The following is a 22,654-nucleotide window of genomic DNA, read 5'->3' on the forward strand; positions in this document are numbered from 1 at the left end:
ATGGCACAATCCAATTTTACCCTTGGGGCTGTTGATATTATTGCTCGTCACGGCGGTGCAAAAATCGCAGACGTCACAACCGGTACCCGTTCCGTAAGCCTGACGCAAAGCAGCATTGTGCGGATCCATGGCACTCAGGCTTTGGTGAGCAGCTATGAACGCCAAGGTAACGATCTGATCGTGCACATGAAAGATGGCACAACGGTGCGTTATCAGAGCTTCTTTGAACTGGACGCCGACGGCAAACACAGCGAATTGGTGTTTGATGATGGCAATGGTGCCATTCAGCACGCGATATTCCCGGCAACCGCCGCTACCGCCGAACCCATGCTGATCACACCGCAGTTTGAATCACTGTCTGACGTTTCGCCTCTGCTGATTAACAATCATGAATTGTCCAACGGTGCCATTGCCGCCATTCTGGCTGGCCTGGCGCTTGGGGCTGGCGTCGCCATCGCTACCGGGACGGGGAAGAACGACCACCGCAATGACGAACCGTCCGTACCGCCAGAACAACCTACCCTGACCGTCGGAAAACTGGGTCAGGACAACGTTCTGAACGCCAGTGAAGTTAAAATTGCCCAGTTGCTGAGTGGCCTGACCACCGGCGTTGCTGCGGGCGCGACCATCACGCTGACGCTCAACGGTAAAAGTTACACTACTACCGTCGGGGCCGATGGCAAGTGGAGCTTTGATTTCAGCTCTACAGCGCTTGCTGGCCTGAAAGACGGCAATTATCAACTGACGGTTAAAGTGACTAACCAGGATGGGATCAGCGTCGAAAAAACGATCAGCGTACTGGTCGATACCACCCCGCCTGTCTTAACCGTCAACAAACTAACCGGCGATGACCATCTGACCGGTGCCGAGTTAAAAGCGGCACAGGCGCAGAGCGGTACCGGCGAAGCCGGGCTGACAATAACCATTACCCTGAACGGAAAAACCTACACCACGACAGTGGGTAGCAATGGCAAGTGGAGCCTGCAACTGCCTGCGGCAGATCTGGCTTTGCTGAAAAACGGTAACTACGAGTTAATCGTGACCTCCGTCGATAAAGCGGGCAACCAAACCACGGTCGATCATCAGATCTCGGTTGATACCACCGTAGTTAATCCTACCCCTCAGATCACGATTAGCGCCCTGACCGGCGATAACGTGATCAACGCCAACGAAGCGAAAAGCACCCAAACGCTGAGCGGCCATACGCAAAATGTCGAAGCGGGGCAAACCGTTACCATCACCTTGAACGGCAAAACCTATAGCGCCGTGGTTCAAGGCGATGGCAGTTGGTCGCTTTCACTGCCTGCCGCCGATCTGGCCGCGCTGGCCAATGGTTCGATCACGCTCAATGCCACCGTCACCGACAAAGCAGGCCAAAGCGCCAATGCGCATGAGAACATCACCGTCGATTTGACCGCCCCCGTTCTGACCGTCAACAAACTGGCCGGAGACGATGTACTCAACGCCGCCGAGGCGCAAACATCACAGACCCTGAGCGGCACCAGCAATCCAGGCCAGAGCATTGTCGTTACCCTGAATGGTAAAACCTACACCGCAGTTACTGGCGCGGATGGCAAGTGGAGCCTGGTACTGCCTGCCGCAGATCTGCAGGCGTTGGCCCAAGGGGATAATCCCCTCACCGTGACGGCCACCGACAGCGCAGGTAACAGCACCACCGTGACGGAGCACTTGCAGGTAGATACCGTGCCACCGGTGCTGACGCTGGATAAATTTACCGGCGATGATGTCGTCACCGCCGACGAGCAAAAATCCGCGCAAAATATTACTGGCACCGCCTCCGTCAGCGAAGCCGGGCTAGTGGTCAGCGTGTCATTCAATGGCAAAACCTATACCGGGATCGTAGGCGCAGATGGCAAATGGAGCATCAGCGTGCCTGCCGCAGATATGGCCGCCCTGACCAACGGCAGCTATGAGATGGTCGCCACGCTTAGCGATCAGGCTGGCAATACGACAACCACCGCGCCGCAGCTTATCACCGTAGATAACCAACTCTCGGCCATCAATATCGGCATTGTCTCTTCCGACGATAAGCTCAACGCCGTCGAAGCCGGGCTTCCTCTTGCCATCAGCGGCACCACGGCCAACGTCGCCACCGGGGCTACCGTTACCGTCACGCTCAATGGCAAAACCTATACCGCGCTGGTACTGGCCGACGGCAGTTGGACATTGCAGGTGCCTAGCGCCGATCTGCAACTGCTGGCCGAAGGCAACAACACCATTTCTGCCAGCGTGACAGGCAACGATGGTTCTACCGTAACCACCACGCACAATCTGGACGTTTACACTCATGATTTGCCTGCGGTGACACTGGACACGCCGTTTGGTGATGGCATCCTGAATGGCGCAGAGGCGGGTCAGCCACAGACGCTTACCGGCACCACCGGCATCACCAGCCCGGGGCAAACGGTCACCGTGACTCTGGGCGGTAAAACCTACACCGGCACCGTGGATGGCAGCGGCCATTGGAGCGTCACCCTTCCTGCCGCCGATCTGCAAGCGCTGCCAGATGGCACGCCAGCCTTGACCGTCACGGTCACCGATGCGGCGGGCAACAGCAATACGCTGAACACCACCGTCACCGTCGATGAGACCGCGCCAACCCTCACCATCAATACCATCGCGGGCGACGATATCCTCAACGCTGCCGAGGTGCAGGTGGCGCAGACCGTGTCCGGCACCGCGTCCGTTGCCGATGCGGGCCGCACCGTCACCCTGACCTTGAACGGCAAGACTTACACCGCCGTAGTGCAACCGGATGGATCGTGGAGCACCAGCCTGCCCGCCGCCGATCTGCAAGCGCTCAGCGATGGCAGCCACAACCTGGTCGCCACCCTCACCGATGCCGCAGGCAACAGCACCAGCGTCACCCACGGCGTCAGCGTCGATGCCGACCCGGCCAACCTGCCAACCGTCAGCATCGGCGTGTTTGCCGGTAACGACATTATCGATGGCGCCGAAGTGAAAACCGCACAGACCCTGTCCGGTACCACCACCCACGTGGAAGCCGGGCAGACCGTCACCCTCACGCTGAACGGCAAAACCTACACCGCTACCGTGCTGGCAGACGGCTCCTGGAGTACCAGCGTACCGGCAGCCGATCTGGCGCTACTGGCCAACGGCCAGACCACCATTACCGCCACCGTCAGCGACAGCGCCGGGAACCCGGCCAACGCCAGCCATGACGTGACCGTCGACACCAGCCTGAGCGGCCTGTCTATCGCCGTCATTGCCGGTGACGACAAACTCAGCCTGGCCGAAAGCCAGCTGCCGCTGGCCATCAACGGCAGCAGCGCCAACCTGGCCGTCGGGACTACGGTTACCGTGACCTTGAACGGTAAAACCTACACCGGCACCACGCTGGCAGACGGCTCGTGGAGCGTCACCGTGCCTGCCGCCGACCTGGCCTTGCTGGCCGATGGTAACGCCTCCGTGACCGTGAGCGCCGTCGATCAGGCCGGTAATCCGGTCAGCGATAGCCATAATCTGGGCGTGTTTATCCATGGCCTGCCGGACGTGACCCTGAACACGCCGTTTGGTGATGGCATCCTGAATGGCGCTGAGGCGGGTCAGCCACAGACGCTTACCGGCACCACCGGCATCACCAGCCCGGGGCAAACGGTCACCGTGACTCTGGGCGGCAAAACCTATACCGGCACCGTGGATGCCAACGGCAACTGGAGCGTCACGCTGCCAAGCGCCGACCTGCAAGCGTTGCCAGACGGCACACCGGCCTTGACCGTCACGGTCACCGATGCGGCGGGCAACAGCAACACGTTGAATACCACCGTCACCGTCGATGAGACTGCGCCAACGCTCACCGTGGGCCTGATTGCCGGGGATGATGTGCTGAACGCCGCCGAAGTGCTGGTGGCGCAAACCGTGTCCGGCACCGCCTCGGTAGCGGATGCGGGCCGCACCGTGACCCTGACCTTGAACGGCAAAACCTACACCGCCGTAGTACAACCGGATGGTTCGTGGAGTGCGTCATTGCCCGCCGCCGATCTGCAAGCGCTCAGCGATGGCAGCCACAATCTGGTCGCCACCCTCACCGATACTGCGGGTAACAGCACCAGCGTGACTCACAGCATCAACGTCGATGCCAACCCGGCCAATCTGCCGACCATCAGCATCGGCGTGTTTGCCGGTAACGACATTATCGATGGCGCCGAAGTGAAAACCGCCCAGACCCTGTCTGGCACCACTGCCCATGTGGAAGCAGGCCAGACCGTCACCCTCACCCTGAACGGTAAAACCTACACCGCTACCGTGCTGGCAGACGGCTCCTGGAGTACCAGCGTACCCGCAGCCGATCTGGCGCTGCTGGCCAACGGCCAGACCACCATTACCGCCACCGTCAGCGACAGCGCCGGTAACCCGGCCAACGCCAGCCATGACGTGACCGTCGACACCAGCCTGAGCGGGCTGTCTATCGCCGTCATTGCCGGTGACGACAAACTCAGCCTGGCGGAAAGCCAGCTGCCGCTGGCCATCAACGGCAGCAGCGCCAACCTGGCCGTCGGGACTACGGTTACCGTGACCTTGAACGGTAAAACCTACACCGGCACCACGCTGGCAGACGGCTCGTGGAGCGTCACCGTGCCTGCCGCCGACCTGGCCTTGCTGGCCGATGGCTCCACCACCGTGACCGTGAGCGCCGTCGATCAGGCCGGTAACCCGGTTAGCGACAGCCACAACCTGGGCGTGTTTATCCATGGCCTGCCGGACGTGACCCTGAACACGCCGTTTGGCGATGGCATCCTGAATGGCGCAGAGGCGGGTCAGTCACAGACGCTTACCGGCACCACCGGCATCACCAGCCCGGGGCAAACGGTCACCGTGACTCTGGGCGGCAAAACCTATACCGGCACCGTGGATGCCAACGGCAACTGGAGCGTCACGCTGCTAAGCGCCGACCTGCAAGCGTTGCCAGACGGCACACCGGCCTTGACCGTCACGGTCACCGATGCGGCGGGCAACAGCAATACGCTGAACACCACCGTCACCGTCGATGAGACCGCGCCAACGCTCACCGTGGGCCTGATTGCTGGCGATGATGTGCTGAACGCCGCCGAAGTGCTGGTGGCGCAAACCGTGTCCGGCACCGCCTCGGTCGCCGATGCGGGCCGCACCGTGACCCTGACCTTGAACGGCAAAACCTACACCGCCGTAGTACAACCGGATGGATCGTGGAGCACCAGCCTGCCCGCCGCCGATCTGCAAGCGCTCAGCGATGGCAGCCATAACCTGGTCGCCACCCTCACCGATACTGCGGGTAACAGCACCAGCGTGACTCACAGCATCAACGTCGATGCCAACCCGGCCAATCTGCCGACCATCAGCATCGGCGTGTTTGCCGGTAACGACATTATCGATGGCGCCGAAGTGAAAACCGCCCAGACCCTGTCTGGCACCACTGCCCATGTGGAAGCAGGCCAGACCGTCACCCTCACGCTGAACGGCAAAACCTACACCGCTACCGTGCTGGCAGACGGTTCCTGGAGCACCAGCGTACCGGCTGCGGATCTGGCACTGCTGGCCAACGGCCAGACCACCATTACCGCCACCGTCAGCGACAGTGCCGGGAACCCGGCCAGTGGCAGCCATGACGTGACCATCGATACCGACCTCAGCGGGCTGTCTATCGCCGTGATTGCCGGTGACGACAAACTCAGCCTGGCCGAAAGCCAGCTGCCGCTGGCCATTAACGGCAGCAGCGCCAACCTGGCCGTCGGGACTACGGTTACCGTCACCCTGAACGGTAAAACCTACACCGGCACCACGCTGGCAGACGGCTCCTGGAGCGTCTCCGTGCCTGCCGCCGACCTGGCGTTGCTGGCCGATGGCACCACCACCGTGACCGTCACCGCCGTCGATCAGGCCGGTAACCCGGTCAGCGACAGCCACAACCTGGGCGTATTTATCCATGGTCTGCCGGACGTGACCCTGAACACGCCGTTTGGCGATGGCATCCTGAACGGTGCAGAAGCGGGCCAGCCGCAGACCCTCACGGGGTCCACCGGCATCACCACGCCTGGGCAGAGCGTTACCGTCACCCTGGGTGGTAAAACCTACACCGGCACCGTGGATGCCAACGGCAACTGGAGCGTCACGCTGCCAAGCGCCGATCTGCAAGCGCTGCCGGACGGCACGCCAGCCTTGACCGTGACGGTCACCGATGCGGCGGGCAACAGCAACACGCTGAACACCACCGTCACCGTCGATGAGACCGCGCCAACCCTCACCGTTAACGTGGTGGCCGGGGATGATGTGCTGAATGCCGCCGAAGTGCTGGTGGCGCAAACCGTGTCCGGCACCGCCTCGGTAGCGGATGCGGGCCGCACCGTGACCCTGACCTTGAACGGCAAGACTTACACCGCCGTAGTGCAACCGGATGGTTCGTGGAGTGCGTCATTGCCCGCCGCCGATCTACAAGCACTCAGCGATGGCAGCCATAACCTGGTCGCTACCCTCACCGATGCCGCGGGGAACAGCACCAGCACTACCCATGTCCTCGGTGTGGATGCCAACCCGGCCAACCTGCCAACCGTCAGCATCGGCGTGTTTGCCGGTAACGACATTGTCGATGGCGCCGAAGTGAAAACCGCCCAGACCCTGTCCGGTACCACCACCCACGTGGAAGCCGGGCAGACCGTCACCCTCACGCTGAACGGTAAAACCTATACGGCGACCGTCTTGGCGGATGGCTCCTGGAGCACCAGCGTACCGGCAGCCGATCTGGCACTGCTGGCCAACGGCCAGACCACCATTACCGCCACCGTCAGCGACAGCGCCGGGAACCCGGCCAGTGCCAGCCATGACGTGACCATCGATACCGACCTCAGCGGGCTGTCTATCGCCGTGATTGCCGGTGACGACAAACTCAGCCTGGCGGAAAGCCAGCTGCCGCTGGCCATCAACGGCAGCAGCGCCAACCTGGCCGTCGGGACTACGGTTACCGTGACCTTGAACGGTAAAACCTACACCGGCACCACGCTGGCAGACGGCTCCTGGAGCGTCACCGTGCCTGCCGCCGACCTGGCGTTGCTGGCCGATGGTAACGCCTCCGTGACCGTGAGCGCCGTCGATCAGGCCGGTAACCCGGTCAGCGATAGCCATAATCTGGGCGTATTTATCCATGGCCTGCCGGACGTGACCCTGAACACGCCATTTGGCGATGGCATCCTGAACGGTGCAGAAGCGGGCCAGCCGCAGACCCTCACAGGGTCCACCGGCATCACCACGCCTGGGCAGACCGTCACGGTTACCCTGGGCGGCAAAACCTATACCGGCACCGTGGATGGCAGCGGCAACTGGAGCGTCACGCTGCCAAGCGCCGACCTGCAAGCGTTGCCAGACGGCACACCGGCCTTGACCGTCACGGTCACCGATGCGGCGGGCAACAGCAACACGTTGAATACCACCGTCACCGTCGATGAGACTGCGCCAACACTCACCGTGGGCCTGATTGCCGGGGATGATGTGCTGAACGCCGCCGAAGTGCTGGTGGCGCAGACCGTGTCCGGTACCGCCTCGGTCGCGGATGCGGGCCGCACCGTGACCCTGACCTTGAACGGCAAGACTTACACCGCGGTGGTGCAACCGGATGGATCGTGGAGCACCAGCCTGCCCGCTGCCGATCTGCAAGCACTCAGCGATGGCAGCCATAACCTGGTCGCTACCCTCACCGATGCCGCGGGGAACAGCACCAGCACTACCCATGTCCTCGGTGTGGATGCCAACCCGGCCAACCTGCCAACCGTCAGCATCGGCGTGTTCGCCGGTAACGACATTGTCGACGGTGCGGAAGTAAAAACCGCTCAGACCCTGTCCGGTACCACCACCCACGTGGAAGCGAGCCAGACCGTCACCCTCACCCTGAACGGCAAAACCTACACCGCCACCGTGCTGGCAGACGGCTCCTGGAGCACCAACGTGCCCGCAGCCGACCTGGCACTGTTGGCCAACGGCCAGACCACCATTACCGCCACCGTCAGCGACAGCGCCGGTAACCCGGCCAACGCCAGCCATGACGTGACCGTCGATACCAACCTCAGTGGGCTGTCCATCTCCGTGATCGCAGGGGATGACAAACTGAATCTGGCCGAAAGTCTGCAACCGCTGACGATCTCCGGCGACAGCGCCAATCTGCCGCTCGGTGCCATCGTTACCGTGACGCTGAATGGCAAGATTTACATCGGCTTGACCCTGCCAGACGGTTCATGGAGCGTTCAGGTCCCGGCCGCCGATCTGGCACTGCTGGCCGATGGCACCGCCACCGTCAGCGTCAGCGCCGTCGATCAGGGCGGCAACCTGGTCAGCAACAGCCACAACCTGGGCGTGTTTATCCACACGCTGCCGGACGCCACGCTGAACACGCCGTTTGGCGATGGCATCCTGAACGGCACGGAAGCGGGCCAGCCGCAGACCCTCACGGGGTCCACCGGCATCACCACGCCGGGGCAAACCGTCACGGTTACCCTGGGCGGCAAAACCTATACCGGCACCGTGGATGGCAGTGGCAACTGGAGCGTCAGCGTTCCTGCTGCCGATCTGCAAGCGCTGCCAGACGGCACACCGGCCTTGTCTGTAGTGGTCACCGATGCCGCTGGCAACAGCAACACGTTGAACACCACCGTCACCGTCGATGCAACCGCACCAACCCTGACCGTGGGCCTGATTGCTGGCGATGATGTGCTGAACGCCGCCGAAGTGTTGGTGGCACAGACCGTGTCCGGCACCGCCTCGATTGGTGATGCAGGCCGCACCGTCACACTGACCTTGAACGGCAAAACCTACACCGCCGTAGTACAACCGGACGGCACCTGGAGCGCCTCACTGCCAGCCGCCGATCTGCAAGCGCTCAGCGACGGTAGCCACAACCTGGTGGCGATCCTCACCGATGCGGCGGGCAACAGCACCAGCGTGACCCACAGCATCAGCGTCGATGCCAACCCGGCCAACCTGCCGACCGTCAGCATCGGCGTGTTTGCTGGTAACGACATTGTCGACGGCGCCGAAGTGAAAACCGCACAGACCCTGTCCGGTACCACTGCCCATGTGGAAGCAGGCCAGACCGTCACCCTCACCCTGAACGGCAAAACCTACACCGCCACCGTGCTGGCAGACGGTTCCTGGAGCACCAGCGTACCGGCAGCCGATCTGGCACTGCTGGCCAACGGCCAGACCACCATTACCGCCACCGTCAGCGACAGCGCCGGGAACCCGGCCAGTGCCAGCCATGACGTGACCATCGATACCGACCTCAGCGGGCTGTCTATCGCCGTGATTGCCGGTGACGACAAACTCAGCCTGGCGGAAAGCCAGCTGCCGTTGGTCATCAACGGCGGCAGTGCCAACCTGGCCACGGGTGCAACCGTGACCGTTACGCTCAACGGTAAAACCTACACCGGTACCACGCTGGCAGACGGCTCCTGGAGCGTCACCGTGCCTGCGGCCGACTTGGCCTTGCTGGCCGATGGCACCACCACCCTCAGCGTGACCGCCGTCGATCAGGCCGGTAACCCGGTCAGCGGCAGCCACGTTCTGGGCGTGTTTATCCATAGCCTGCCAGACGCCACCCTGAACACGCCGTTTGGCGATGGCATTCTGAACGGCACGGAAGCGGGCCAGCCTCAGACCCTCACGGGGTCCACCGGCATCACCACGCCAGGCCAGACCGTTACCGTGACCTTGGGCGGTAAAACCTACACCGGCACCGTAGACGGCAGTGGCAACTGGAGCGTCAGCGTTCCTGCTGCCGATCTGCAAGCGCTGCCAGACGGCACGCCGGCCTTGACCGTCACGGTTACCGATACTGCCGGTAACAGCAATACGCTGAATACCACCGTCACCGTCGATACAACCGCGCCTACCCTCACCGTGGGCCTGATTGCTGGCGATGATGTGCTGAACGCCGCCGAAGTGCTGGTGGCACAGAGCGTCTCCGGCAGCGCCTCAATCGCGGATGCGGGTCGCACCGTCAGCCTGACCTTGAACGGCAAAACCTACACCGCCGTGGTGCAGCCAGATGGTTCGTGGAGCGCCAGCGTGCCCGCTGCCGATCTGCAAGCGCTCAGCGACGGTAGCCACAACCTGGTGGCGATCCTCACCGATGCCGCAGGCAACAGCACCAGCGTCACCCACAGCATCAACGTCGATGCCAACCCGGCCAACCTGCCGACCGTCAGCATCGGCGTATTTGCCGGTAACGACATTGTCGACGGTGCGGAAGTCAAAACCGCTCAGACCCTGTCTGGTACCTCCACCCATGTGGAAACGGGCCAGATCGTGACCATTACGCTGAACGGTAAAACCTATACGGCGACCGTCTTGGCGGATGGCTCCTGGAGCACCAGCGTACCGGCTGCCGATCTGGCGCTACTGGCCAACGGCCAGACCACCATTACCGCCACCGTCAACGACAGTGCAGGTAACCCAGCCAGCGGCAGTCATCAGGTGACCGTCGATACCGACCTCAGCGGGCTGTCGATTGCCGTGATTGCCGGTGATGACAAACTCAACCTGGCGGAAAGCCTGCTGCCGTTGGCCATCAGCGGTAGCAGCACCAACCTGGCCGTGGGGGCTACGGTTACCGTCACCCTGAACGGTAAAACCTACACCGGCACCACGCTGGCAGACGGCTCCTGGAGCGTCTCCGTGCCTGCCGCCGACTTGGCGTTGCTGGCCGATGGCACCACCACCGTGACCGTCACCGCCACCGATCAGGCCGGTAACCCGGTCAGCGACAGCCACAACCTGGGCGTATTTACCCATAGCCTGCCAGAAGCCACCCTAAATACACCGTTTGGCGACGGCATTCTGAACGGCACGGAAGCGGGCCAGCCTCAGACACTCACGGGGTCCACCGGCATCACCACGCCGGGGCAAACCGTTACCGTGACCTTGGGCGGTAAAACCTACACCGGCACCGTAGACGGCAGTGGCAACTGGAGCGTCACCGTCCCTGCGGCCGATCTGCAAGCGCTGCCAGACGGCACGCCAGCCTTGTCTGTAGTGGTCTCCGATGCCGCCGGTAACAGCAATACGCTGAACACCACCGTCACCGTTGATGCCACTGCGCCTACCCTCACCGTGGGCTTGGTTGCCGGGGATGATGTGCTGAACGCCGCCGAAGTACTGGTGGCACAAACCGTGTCCGGCACTGCCTCGGTCGCGGATGCAGGCCGCTCCGTCACCCTGACCTTGAACGGCAAAACCTACACCGCCGTGGTGCAGCCAGATGGATCGTGGAGCACCAGCGTGCCCGCTGCCGATCTGCAAGCGCTCAGCGATGGCAGCCATAACCTGGTCGCTACCCTCACCGACGCGGCGGGCAACAGCACCAGCGTCACCCACAGCCTCAATATCGATGCCAACCCGGCCAATCTGCCAACGCTGAGCATCGGCGCATTCGCCGGGGACGATATCGTTAACGGGGCCGAAGCGCTGGTCACTCAGGCCCTGTCCGGTACCACCACCAATGTCGAAGTCGGCCAGACCGTGACGCTAACCCTGAACGGCAAAACCTACTTCGCCAGCGTGCAGGTAGGCGGCGGCTGGAGCGTTAACGTTCCGGCGGCAGATATGGCGTTGCTGGCCAATGGCCAGGCTACCATCACCGCCAGCGTCAGCGATCAGGCAGGCAACCCGGCCACCAGCAGCCATACCATCAGCGTTGATACGGCGGTGGAAAGCATCGCCATCAACCTGATTGCCGGTGACGATAAGCTGAACCTGACCGAGGCCTCACAGCCGCTGACCATCAGCGGGACCACCGTCAATGTGAACGCTGGCCAAACCGTTACCGTAACCTTGAACGGCAAGACCTACACCGGCGTTGTTCTGGCCAACGGCAGTTGGAGCGTATCGGTGAACAGCGCCGATCTGCTGGCACTGCAAGACGGCCTGACGACGGTCACCGCCAGCGTCTCCAACCCGGGTGTCGATCCGGTCAGCGACAGTCATTCACTGGATGTGCATATCCATACCCTGCCGGAGCCAACCATCAACCTGCCGTTTGGCGATGGTTTCCTCAACCAGGCTGAGGCCGCCACAGCACAACTGCTGAGCGGCAGCACCGGCATCCCTGGTGCGGGACAAAGCGTGATCGTCACTCTGGGTGGCAAAACTTATACCGCAACCGTGGATGGCAGCGGTAACTGGAGCGTTTCCATCCCATCGGCCGATCTGCAAAACCTGCCAGCGGGCAGCAACACCATCAGCGTATCCGCTACGGACTCCGCAGGTAACAGCGTGCCTGGCAGCACTACGGCGCAGGTCGATCTGGTGCCACCAACTCTGGCGGTCAAGCCGTTTGCCGGGGATGACAAGGTTAACGCCCTGGAAAGCCTCAGCGACCAGGTGGTTTCCGGCACCGCTTCCATCGGTGATGCCGGGCGTACCGTCACGGTGACCCTCAACGGTAAGTCCTACACCGGGGTAGTTGCCAACGACGGCACCTGGAGTGCCACCATCCCAAGCGCCGATCTGCAAGCAATGGGTGATGGCAGTTATCCATTAACCACCACCCTGAGCGATGCGGCGGGCAACACCACCACCGTCACCCATACCGTGACGATCGATGCCAATCCGCTGGATCTGCCAACCTTGAGCATCAATGTGTTTGCCGGTAACGATATTATCGACGGCGCAGAGGTGAAAACCAGCCAGACGCTGAGCGGCACCACCACCCATGTAGAAGCGGGCCAGTTGGTGACCATCACGCTGAATGGCAAAACCTACACCGCCACCGTGCTGGCAGACGGTACCTGGAGCACCAGCGTATCCGCCGCCGATCTGGGCCAACTGGCTCAGGGCAACAGCACCATTAGCGTCACCGTTAGCGATACCTCCGGCAACCCGGCAACGGCAACGCATAACGTGGTGGTCAACACGGCCCTGAGCGGCATCGCCATCGACGTGATTGCCGGTGACGATAAGCTGAATCTGGCCGAAAGCCTGCTGCCATTAGCCATCAACGGCAGCAGCCTCAACCTGGCTACCGGCGCAAGCGTGACCGTGACGCTGAACGGTAAAACCTACACCGGCATTACGCTGGCGGACGGTTCCTGGAGCGTGCTGGTACCACCAGCCGATCTGGCGTTGTTGGCAGACGGCAATATCAACCTGAGCGTTTCCGCTGTCGACCAGGCCGGTAACCCGGTCAGCAGCAGCCATACCTTGGGCGTATTTATCCATAACCTGCCGGACGCCACCCTCAATACGCCGTTTGGCGATGGCATCCTGAACGGTACGGAAGCGGGCCAGCCGCAGACCATCACCGGCTCCACCGGCATCACCACGCCGGGGCAAACCGTGACCGTGACCCTTGGGGATAAAACCTACACCGGTACCGTGGACGATAGCGGCAACTGGAGCGTCACCGTTCCGGTTGGCGATTTGCAGGCATTGCCGGATGGGACGCCATTGCTCAACGTCGTGGTCACCGATGCTGCGGGCAACAGCAATACCCTGAGCGGCACCGTCGTGGTCGATAAGGTCGCTCCAACCCTCACCGTCGGTGTGATTGCCGGTGATGACGTGCTTAACAGCGCGGAGGTGCTGCTCAATCAGACCGTCTCCGGCACCGCCTCCATCGGGGATGCTGGTCGTACCGTGACGCTGACGTTGAACGGTAAAACCTACACCGCAGTGGTTCAGCCGGACGGCTCGTGGAGCACTTCTCTGCCAACCGCCGATCTCACCGCACTGTCCGATGGCAGCTATAACCTGGTCGCCACCCTGACCGATAGCGCCGGTAACAGCACCAGCGTCACCCACGCCATCGGGGTTGATGCCAGCGCGTTGAACGCACCGGTGCTGACCATCGGCACCTTTGCGGGCAATAATATTATTGACGGTGCCGAGGTGCAGGCAACGCAAACCCTGAGCGGCAGCAGCCTGAATGTTGAAGCCGGGCAGATCGTTTCCATCACCCTCAATGGCAAAACCTATACCGCCACCGTGCAGGCAGACGGTTCCTGGAGCACCAACGTACCGGCGGCCGATCTGGCTCTGCTGACCAACGGCAGTTTAACGATCACCGCCGACGTAACCGATAAAGCCGGTAACCCGGCCAGCGCCACCCATGACGTTACGGTCGATCTCACCCAGAGCGCCCTGGCGATTGCTCCAATCACCGGCGATAACCAGTTGAACGCCATCGAAGCCGCCGCAGGGATCAGCATCAGCGGGAGTTCCACCAACGTTGCCGCCGGTGCGACGGTCACCATTGCACTGAACGGTAAGTTCTACGAGGCGATAGTGCAGGCCGATGGCAGTTGGACGACGACCGTTCCTTCAGCCGATCTGACGATCCTGGGCGATGGCAACCTGACCGTCACCGTCAGTGCCACCGACGAAGCGGGCAATCTGGTCACCGGTTCGCAGCAGTTGGGTGTGCTGATCAACAGCCTGCCGGTTGCCACCTTGAACACGCCGTTTGGTGATGGCTATCTGAACAAGGCGGAATCCACCAGCGATCAAACGCTGAGCGGCACCACCGGCGTCAGCGGTAGCGGGCAAACCGTCAGCGTGGTACTGGGAGGGAAAACCTATACCGGCATCGTCGATAACAACGGCAACTGGAGTGTGAGCGTACCAAGTGCCGATCTGGCGGCCCTGCCTGACGGCCCAACCAGCATTGGGGTCACCGTCGGCGACGTGGCTGGCAACACTTCCAGCATCACCTCCAGCGCCACGGTCGATCTGACCGTGCCGGTGCTGACCATCAACACCGTCAGCGGTGATGACATCATCAACATCGCCGAAAGCCAGCAAGCGCTGCAAATCACCGGTACTGCACCGATCAACGACAGCGGCCAGCCAGTGGTAGTGAAAGTCACCATCAACGGCTTGACCTATAACGGGCTGGTGCTGGCGGATGGCAGTTGGAGCGTCACCATTCCGGCTGGCGATTTGGCTAACCTGCCGAACGGTATCTCCTCCATCACCGCCACCTTGACCGACGCCGCTGGCAACACCGGCAGCGTCAGCCACGGCATCACCCTGGATACCGACCCGGCCCAGGCACCGCTATTGACCATCAACACCCTGTCCGGCGATGACTACCTCAGCCTGGCGGAATCCAACCTGCCGCTGACCATCAGCGGGGGTAGCCAGCGCGTCGAACAAGGGCAACAGGTTACCGTAACGCTCAATGGCAAAACCTATACCGCCATCGTCGGCGCGGACGGCAGTTGGAGTCTGCAGGTTCCGGCTGTGGATGTGGGGGCCTTGCCAGACGGTAAAGACACCATCACCGCCACGGTTAGCGATACCTCTGGCAACCAGGCTACCGCCAACCACAACCTCACCGTGATCACCGATGCGGGCAATCTGCCGCAGCTGTCGGTCAACGTGATTGCCGGTGATGACATCATCAACGCCAATGAGGCGAATGCTGCCATCATCATCAGCGGAGGATCCAGCCATGTGCAGCCTGGCCAGGTGGTCAGCGTGCTGCTTAACGGCAAAACCTACACCGCAGTGGTACAAGCAGACGGCAGCTGGAGCGCGACGGTTCCATCAGCCGACGTGCAGGCATTGCCACAAGGCTCGCAGACCGTGACAGCCTCGGTGACCGATATCGCCGAGAACCCGGCCAGCGCCACCCATAACGTCACTGTTGACACCGTGCCACCATTACTGGAGATCGATATCTTCGCTGGTGACGGCATCCTCAACCTGGCGGAAGCGCTGCTGGGGCAAGTGTTGAGCGGGCATACCGATCCGGGCCTGACCGTTACCGTTACGCTGGGAGCCAACGTTTACACCGCCCTGGCGGATCCAACGACCGGTGCGTGGAGCGTCAATATCCCAAGCAATATCCTGCAAGGGCTGTTGGATGGTAGCGTGACCATCGGCGTGAGCGTCACCGACGCCGCAGGTAACGGCGTGTCAGACTCCATCACGGTGGCGGTCAACACCCATACGCTACCATCGCTGACGCTGAACCCGCTGTTCGGTGACAATATTCTTAATATTGCCGAACTGGGGATTGCTACGCCAATCGGCGGTGCAGCAGCCAACCTGCTGGTTAACACTCCGGTGTTGGTCAAGATTGGCACCTACGTGGTGAACGGTATCGTGAATAACGATGGTACCTGGAGCGCGCTGATCCCAGCCAATGCCCTGGCCTTGCTGGCAGACGGCACCGTGCAGGTGGTGGTCTCCGCCGTGGATGCGGCGGGTAACCCTGCCAGCGCCGGTGGTTCGCTGGAGATCCTGTCGCATATCCTGCCGAATCCAACCATTAACCTGCCGTTTGGCGACGGCGCACTGAACCTGGTGGAAGCCGGGGTCAATCAGCTGTTGACCGGCACCACCGGCATTATCGGCAACGGTCAAACGGTGGTGGTCAGCCTCAACGGTAAAGACTACAACGCCACGGTCGGCAATAACGGCCAGTGGAGTGTCACCCTGCCAACCACCGATCTGCTGGGGCTGCTGGATGGCCCACACACCATCAGCGTGGTTGCCACCGATAAAGGCGGCAACAGCCACGGCGTGACGCTGGACTTTGACAGCATCCTCACCGGGCTGCCGGTGGCCGGGTTCGACACGCCGTTTATCGATGGCATTGTCAACCACGCCGAAGCCTTGCTAGGCGGAGCCCTTACCGGCACCACCGGCATCGCCAGCAATCTTGGCCAGACCGTGAAAGTGAACGTTAACGGCCTGACCCTGAACGCTACGGTAAATGCCGACGGTAGTTGGACGCTGCCACTCGACAGTGCCACCCTGCTCGGCCTGCCGGACGGCAACTGGCCGGTCACGGTGACGGTTACCGATGCAGTGGGTAACACCAACAGCACTACCGGCTCGCTGGAGATCCTGGTCAACAAGCTGCCGTTGCCAACCCTGGACTTACCGTTTGGCGATGGCCTGCTGAATATTGCCGAAGCCGCGCTGACGCAAACCCTGACCGGCAAAACCGGTCTGATCGGCAGCGGCCAGATCGTCACGGTGACGGTGGACGAAGGTCTGCCAAATCAGCAGACCTTTACCGCTCAAGCCGATGGGCTGGGTGGCTGGTCTCTGCAACTCACCGCAGCACAGCTTGCCGTGTTCACCAACGGGCAGCATACCGTTGAGGTCACCGTCGAGGACCGTGCTGGCAATACGGCTACCACCGCACCGCTGGACGTTAACGCCCTGCTGACGCTGCCGACTCCTACCATCGTTCCGCCATTTGGTGTTGACGGTGTGCTGAGCATCAGCGAAGCCGCCGGTGCGCTGACAATCACCGGCACCACCGGGGTGAATGGCGCAGGCCAGGCGGTGAAAGTGGTGATCGATGTCAATGGCGTCAGTTACAACGCGCAGGTTGATATCGACGGCAACTGGTCATTACCGCTGCCTGCGGCCACCCTGAGCACCTTGCTGGATGGGCCACACGTGCTGACCGTCACGGCGACCGATGCCGCGGGCAACACCAACAGCAGTAGTCTGAACTTCTCCAGCGATCTCACCGCGCCGGTGCCAACCATCAACACACCGTTTGGTGACGGTTTCCTCAACCTGGCCGAGGCCAACCTGGGGCAAATCCTCACTGGCAGCGCCGGTGACGCAGCAACCGTTAGCGTGAAGATCGGTAGCCAAACCTTTACCGCACAGGTCAGCGGCGGCAACTGGAGCCTGGCGCTGACGACACCGCAGTTAACAGCATTGGCCGAGGGCGATAACACCATCACCGTGACCGCCACGGATGCCGCAGGCAACCAAGGCACGGCTGGTTCTTCGGTACATATTTCGGTCAACACACTGCCGTCCGTCACCATCAGTAACTTCACGGCGGATAACATCATCAACTATGCCGAGAGCCAATCGGTACAGCTGATAACCGGTACCTCCACCAACGTCGCGGTTGGGCAACAGGTGACCGTTACGCTCAACAGCAAAACCTATACCGGGGTGGTGTTGGCGAATGGCAGTTGGAGTGTATCGGTGCCACCAGCCGATCTGAAAGCCCTGAGCGGGACACCAAGCATCACGGCTCAGGTCAGCGATCAGGCCGGGAACATTGCCGTCGACAACCACAACTTCACCGTTAACCTGACGCCTCCGGGCCAGATTATTACCGTTGATCCGATCACCGGCGATAACATCGTTAACGCCAGCGAAGTCGGGTTGATCATCAACCTGACCGGTAAAGTGGTTGGTGGGATCGGGCTTGGTCAGGTAGTGACCATTATCGTTGGTGGTTTGCCACTGGGGATCCCGGTTACCACCCTGGCGGATGGCACCTTCAGCACTGTGGTGACCTTCCCGGTTGACGGCAATATCGTGGTTTCGGCCAGCACCACGTTGCTGACACCACTGCCAACGGTGTTTACCGCCAGCGAAACCGTGTTGGTCGACCGCATTCCACCGACGCTCACCATCAATACCTTCGCGGGTAACGACGTGTTGAACGCCAGTGAAAGCACCGTCGCCCAGGCGATCTCCGGTACCGCTTCGGTCTCGGAAGCAGGCCGCATTGTCACCGTCACGCTGAACGGCAAAACCTACAGTGCGCAGGTCAGCGGCGCCGGCACCTGGTCGGTCAACGTGCCACCGGCAGATCTGGTTAACCTGCCGCAGGGCAGTAGCACCATTAATGCCACCCTGTCCGACGCAGCAGGCAACACCACGCCTGCAACCCACGTCATTACTACCGATACCACGGCACCGCTGCTGTCGGTCGATCTGCTGACCGGGGACAATATCCTGACGCTGGTAGAAGCCCTGCTCGGCCAGACATTGACCGGGACCGGCGGCATTGGCGAAACCGTCACCGTTACGCTGGGGCCATTGACCGCCAGTGTGGTTGTTGGCCCGGATGGCAAATGGAGCATTCCGCTGCCGTCGCTCGATCTGCAAAACCTGACCGATGGGCCGCAGATCATCGGCGTCACCCTGACCGACACCGCTGGCAACAGCAGCCATACCGACGTGACGCTGAACGTGGCGCTGAACAAAACGCTCGGTGCGGGGGTTAACGCCCTGTTTGGCGGTGATGGCGTGCTGAACCTGGCCGAATCGCTGCTGACTCAGGTGATCAGCGGTAACGCCACCGGCGATTACAACGGTGCGGTGGTGCATGTCACCGTTGCCGGGATAACGCTGGATGCCAACGTGGGCGGCAACGGCCAGTGGAGCGTCTCGCTGCTGCCAAGCCAACTGAGCCTGTTGGGTGACGGTCTGGCGCAGATACAGGTGCAAATCGTTGATTCCCACGGCAACGTGGTCAACGACCTGATCGATATCGATGTCCTTACGCAGAACCTGCCAGTGATAGGCCCGGTCACCGCCTTTGGCGATGGCCTGCTGAATGCGGTAGAAGCCGGTGTATCACAGACCATCAGCGGGGTGATTAACGGTCTTGGTATCGGCGGCGGCAGCGTTAGCGTCAGCCTGGGCACCAAAACCTATACCGCTAGCGTGGGTGCGGGTGGAGCCTGGAGCCTGTCGATCCCACCACTGGATCTGGCCGCCCTGAGCGACGGCAATCTGGCGCTGGGCGTCTCGGTGACCGATTCTGCCGGTAACGTGGTGAGCAAAAACATCGATATCACCGCCATCATCCACAATCTGCCGCACATCGTGCTGGATCCGATCTTTGGCGACGGTATCCTTAACGTGGCAGACCTGTTGCTGAACCAGACTATCGGTGGCACCGTCACCAATCTGGCGAAAGGTGCCACCATCAATCTGGATATTGCCGGTTCGCAAACGCTGACGGCCACCGTAGGCGATGGTGGCAAGTGGAGCGCCACCGTCACGCCGGATATCCTCGGTATCCTGCAAGGGCTGGGCAACGGTAACTTTACCGTCACCGCCTCGGCGACCGATGCGGTGGGTAACACCACCAGCGCCACTGCCGGGCTACAGTTGGATGTGAAACTGCCGGTGATTACGCTCGATCCGCTGTTTGGTGGTGATGGCTTCCTCAACGCGGCGGAAGCGTTGGTAGCGCAAACCGTCAGCGGTACCGTGGCCTTCGCCAGCGCAGGTGCGCAGGTACAGGTTTCTCTTGGCGGTAAAAACTTCCTGACCACCGTCGGTACCGACGGCAAGTTCAGCCTGGTGCTGCAACCTGCCGATCTGCATACCCTGCTGGACGGCAATGTCAACGTTGGCGTTTCGGTGCTGGATGGTTCCGGTAACATCGGGGTACTGAATACGGCGATTGATGTGATCGTCAACAAGCTGCCAACGCTGGCGCTGAACCCGCTGTTTGGCGGCGACGGCTTCCTCAATGCGGCCGAAGCGCTGCTGACCCAGACCATCAGCGGTACCACCACCAATGCGGCGGCGGGTTCCCAGGTGGTGATCAAGGTCGGTACGCTGCAACTGAACGCCACGGTCGGTGCAGACGGTAGCTGGAGCGCCAACATCAACCCGCTGCAGTTGGCGGATCTGGCGGCGGGCAATCTGATCGTCAGCGCCACGGTCACCGATCCGGCAGGTAATACCAGCGGTGCCAGCGTAGGCCTCAACGTGGCGACCATTCTGCCAACGCTGACGCTGAACCCGCTGTTTGGCGACGGTACGCTGGATCTGAGCGACCTGCTGTCACCGCAGATCCTGAGCGGCAACGCAGGTAACGTGTCGGCAGGGACCACCATCACCCTGACGCTGGGCAGCCACACCTACACCACGAGCGTTGATGCCACCGGCAAATGGCAGTTGCCGATCCCAGCTCTGGATCTGCAAGGGCTGTTGGATGGCCTGACCAACGTCACCGCCAGCCTCACCGATGCGGCAGGAAACACCGTCAGCAAGGTTAGCCCACTCAACGTGCTGATCAACGCCCTGCCAACCCTGACGCTGGATCCGCTGTTCGGCGGCGATGGCCTGCTGAATGCGCTGGAAGCGACCGGCAACCAGATCATCAGCGGTCACGCTACCAACGCACCAGGCTCTACCATTCAGGTTCATCTGGGCAGCAATACCTACACCACCCAGGTGAAAGCAGATGGTAGCTGGTCACTCAGCCTGACGCCGCTCAACCTGTCCAGCCTGCTGGACGGCAATCTGTCACTGGGGGTTTCGGTCACCAACTCCGCAGGGAAAACCGGTAGCATCAGCGCCGATCTGGGCGTGGGTATCCACAACCTGCCGACCGTCAGCCTGGGCAGTCTGTTTGGCGATGGTTTCCTCAACCTGAGCGAAGCCAACCTGAACCAACTGATCGGCGGCACCACCACCAACGCCATCGGCGGCAGCGTCAGCGTCAATGTGGGAGGGCTGGTATTGACCGCCGCCGTAGGCAACGACGGGAAATGGAGCGTCAGCGTTCCTACTCTGAACCTGGTCAATCTGGCTGATGGGCCATTGTCGGTCGGCGTAACCGTCACCGACCGCTACGGTAACACCAGCTCGGCCAACGCCAATGCCACGGTGAAAATCCATGCGCTGCCGTTGTTGGGCATCGATGCCCTGGGGACCCTGACTGGTGCTCTGGGCATTCTGACCAACGGCCTGACCGTCAGCGGTACCAGCCTGAACGTGCAGCAAGGCGCGAAGGTTAGCGTGACCTTGCTGGGTAGCACCTTGCTTGGCACCGTAGATGCTACCGGACATTGGACGGTGAAATTCGACACCACCAACGCCCTTAAGGGTCTGAACGTGCTCAACCTGATCCCAACCCTGTTGGGCACCGTAGTGGCGGCTTCGGTCACCGACCTGGCGGGTAACGGGGTCAGCGTCTCTGCGGGGCTGACATCCGGTATCGAACTGCCACTGCTGATGACGGCCAACGCGGCGGTCGAAACGCTGTCACTGGATACGTCGGGTTCCGAAAACACCAGCACCGACAGCACGACCGATCTCACTACAGTACAGCATGCCCAGGTCGCCGCCGTGCAACACACCACGACAGAAACCAGCACGCCAACCAGCGAGGTCAGCAGTACCCAGACCACCACGGATACCAACGAACCAGTCACCAGCACGCTGGTGGTGAACCCAACGCTGCCGGTTGATACCGCTGGTGTTACCACGGTTGAGGACACCACCTTCAGCATCGGCGGCGTCACCATCAATCTGGCGGATGGCACTACTGCCAGCGGCGACACCATCCATGGCAGCAGCGGTAACGATGTGATCCACGTCAACGCCCTCGACTTCCTGTCGATCGACGGCGGCGCGGGTATCGATACCTTGGAGCTGGATGGCAAAAACCTCAACCTGGATCTGACGGCCTTGGGCCTGAAGGTGCAACACATCGATATCTTCGATTTGGGCACCAGCGGCACCAACAGCATCACGCTGGATCTGCACGAGGCGCTGAACGTCAAGGATGCTGCCAGTGACAACCTGCTGATCAAGGGCAGCGTCGGTGACCAGGTCAATCTGACCCAGGCCGAAGGCGGCACCTGGAGCTCGGTGGGCCAACGGACGGTCGATGGCCAAGTGTTCGACGTTTACCACAACTCCGCCCTTGAAAGCGGCAACACCCTGGGAGATGTCCTGGTGCAGCAAGGCCTGCACGTCAATCTGGTGTAGTACCCGGCCCATCCGTCAGCCACTGGCTCGTAAGCAGCGAGCCAGTGGCATGGGAATGACAGAGTTCAGGCCAAGGTAGTGCGGCGGTTACGTTCGGGAGACGGGCCGCCGAAATTAACGATCGTCACAATAACAAAGCCGA

Annotated in this window: 1 protein-coding gene; it reads left to right on the forward strand. The window is 61.6% G+C overall.

The window, feature by feature from the left end:
• A complete protein-coding gene (locus IMQ33_RS14435) occupies nt 1–22,512 on the forward strand; it encodes an Ig-like domain-containing protein (protein WP_196062266.1) in 22,512 nt (7,503 codons plus the stop codon).
• The last annotated feature ends 142 nt before the right edge of the window (nt 22,513–22,654 follow it).

The organism is Serratia sp. Res13-Sevr-LER1-36-b (assembly GCF_015673035.1).
Classification (GTDB): domain Bacteria; phylum Pseudomonadota; class Gammaproteobacteria; order Enterobacterales; family Enterobacteriaceae; genus Chania; species Chania fonticola_C.

Coding starts and splice junctions, on each gene's coding strand:
- IMQ33_RS14435 (WP_196062266.1), top strand. CDS start 1: ATGGCACAATCCAATTTTACCCTTGGGGCTGTTGATATTATTGCTCGT.